Below are 2,441 nucleotides of genomic sequence, written 5' to 3' on the forward strand. Positions count from 1 at the left end.
GAACGGCTCGCCGTTGGGGTTCATCGGCTGACCGTCGGCACGGCTCACGGTGACGGCGAAGGCAGGCGCAGCTGCAACGGTTGCGAATGCCATAGCAACAACAAACGAAACAATTTTACGAGTGCTCATAGGAACTGCCTCACTTGACGAATGGCGGCTTGCCGCCGGTTATGTGACGTCGAAGCCGGTACGATCCGGCCGCTCCGTCACGGGAACCAGGACGCGTCGATGGCGCGTCCGTGGATCAGAACTTGTAGGAAATCCCGACGAACGTGATCAACGGATCCGCCTTCAGCTTGGTACGCGTGGTCGCGAGCGTCGTGCCGTCGGCCGCCTTGACGACCAGCGACGAGAACGTCTTCAACGGCATGTAGGTCAGCGTGGCCGTGAGCGCCCACTTGTTCGTGAGCGCATAGCTCGCGCCGATGTTGTAGACCGGCGTCCACGACGACGACGCCTTGCCCTCCACCGACGTCGGGCCGGGCTTGCCGGCGCCCGCCGCGAGCACGCTGCCGAGGTTCTCGTTGATGTCCTTGGCGAAATTGCCGTTGAGCTCGATGTTGGTGAACCAGCTGTACGCGACGCCGATGCCGACGAACGGCCGGAACTTCGCGGTCGGCGCGTTGAAGTAGTACTGCAGGATCACCGTCGGACTCCATTGCCGCGCGTTCTTCACGGCCGGCTGATTCGACGGCTTGTCCATATCGACGTTGCCGAGCGCGCCCGCCGGGCCGAACGGCTTGATGGTCCCGTGCCCGGTCAGCGTGAATTCCGGCGGAATGCCCATCACCGACGTCACCGCGATGTGATCGGTGAAGAAGTGCGTGAGCGTCAGGCCGACGGTATCCGCATTGTTGACGGTCAGGCTCGTGCCCGGCGACGTGAACGAGCCGGGCAGCCGCAGCGGGCTGTTGATCGGCATGTTCGCGACGTTGGTCGTGAGGCCGTTGGTCGAATCCTGCGGCATGATGTGCAGCCAGCCGAGCGTCGCGACGTTGTCGCCCGCCTGCTGGGCCAGCGCGCCTGTCGACGCGCACGCGACGACACACGCAGCAATCAGCTTTTTCATGAGATCTCCTCGCATTCTGCTTTGGCGATGCCGGCGCGCCGCGCCGGACATCGTCCGTCTCCTGTTTTATCCGGACGTCTATTGCACGAACGCGCCCACGGTGAAGTACGGGTTGCTGGTGTCGCTCATGTCGAGGAAGCCGAACGCGCCGCCGGTGAAGATGAGCTTGCCGGTGGGCGGACCCGATGCCGCGCTCGTCTGCACCGTCGTGACCACGCCCGGCACGGTCTGCGCGAAATTCAGGTTGAGCGCGCGGGTGAGCGACGCCTGCGATGCGTTGAACGGATCGAGCAGCGTCGCCTGCGCACCCACCAGCGCGGTCGCGCGGTAGTTGAACTGGCTGTCGACGCCCGTGTACTCGCCGTCCTGCGAGCCCTGCGCGATCGTCGCCTGCGGACTCAGGAACGAGATGCCCGACTCGTCGTCGGCCACCGGCGCGCCTTGCGTGAGATCGGAATTCGCCGCGCCGGTCCGGATGAAGATCGGCACCAGCTGGTTGCGCAGCTTGCCGACGATCAGGATCCCCTTGCCCGCCTTGGTCGGATCGAGCGACGAGAGCGTCGCCGGAATCTGCGGCTGGTAGTTGAGCGACGTGAACGCGGACGAATCCGAGCGCAGCTGGAACGGCTGATTGACGATCGCGGTCGACGCGAACGGCTGGCCGCCGTTCTTCTTGCCGAAGTTGTCCGTCTCGGTATAGCTGCCGTCGCCGCGAATGACGAACTGCGCGTCCACCGCGACCTGCGCGAAGTTCTGCGACGGCACCTGGTGATAGCCGAGCTGGTTGTAGGTGCCCGCGATCTTCGTGAGATCCGTCTCCTGCGCCGAGAAGCTGATGAACGGGTAGTACGGGAACGTCGTCTTCGGAATCTGGCCCACGCCGATCACGCCGGCGAACTGGATCGTCGCGCCCGGGATCGTGCCGCCCAGCACGCCCTCGCCGAGGAAGAAGCGCGCGGGACGATTGGGATCGAGACTCGCGTTGACGAGCCGAAACGTGCACTGGTTCAGCTTCACCGTCGGCAGCCCGGTTTCGGGCATGAGCGTGCCGCTCACCACGTTGTTCGGCGGCGCGTCGCGGGTTGGCGCCACGGTACCGGTCGTCAGCGGGATCGGCGACGCNGAGACTCGCGTTGACGAGCCGGAACGTGCACTGGTTCAGCTTCACCGTCGGCAGCCCGGTTTCGGGCATGAGCGTGCCGCTCACCACGTTGTTCGGCGGCGCGTCGCGGGTCGGCGCCACGGTACCGGTCGTCAGCGGGATCGGCGACGCCAGGTAGGTGATCTGATAAGTCAGCTTCGTCGTGTCGAGCTGGACCTTCACCAGCTCGCCGGACCCCGATCCGCCCGTGAACACGGTGTTGTAGTCGAT

General features: G+C 65.2%; 1 protein-coding gene and 2 pseudogenes. All 3 read right to left on the reverse strand.

Annotated features, from left to right (window positions below; translation table 11 throughout):
* Positions 1-244: 244 nt before the first annotated feature.
* Complete coding sequence (locus tag RZR99_RS32640; RefSeq protein WP_059572239.1) at positions 245-1,069, reverse strand: OmpW/AlkL family protein; 825 nt, start codon at positions 1,067-1,069, stop codon at positions 245-247.
* Between the two features lie 78 nt (positions 1,070-1,147).
* A pseudogene (locus RZR99_RS32645) lies at positions 1,148-2,191 on the reverse strand (DUF2957 domain-containing protein); the annotation flags it as partial.
* Positions 2,192-2,234: 43 nt separating this feature from the next.
* Positions 2,235-2,441, reverse strand: a pseudogene (locus RZR99_RS33525) (DUF2957 domain-containing protein); the annotation flags it as partial.

This window comes from Burkholderia alba (assembly GCF_034721475.1).
GTDB classification, from domain to species: Bacteria; Pseudomonadota; Gammaproteobacteria; order Burkholderiales; family Burkholderiaceae; genus Burkholderia; species Burkholderia alba.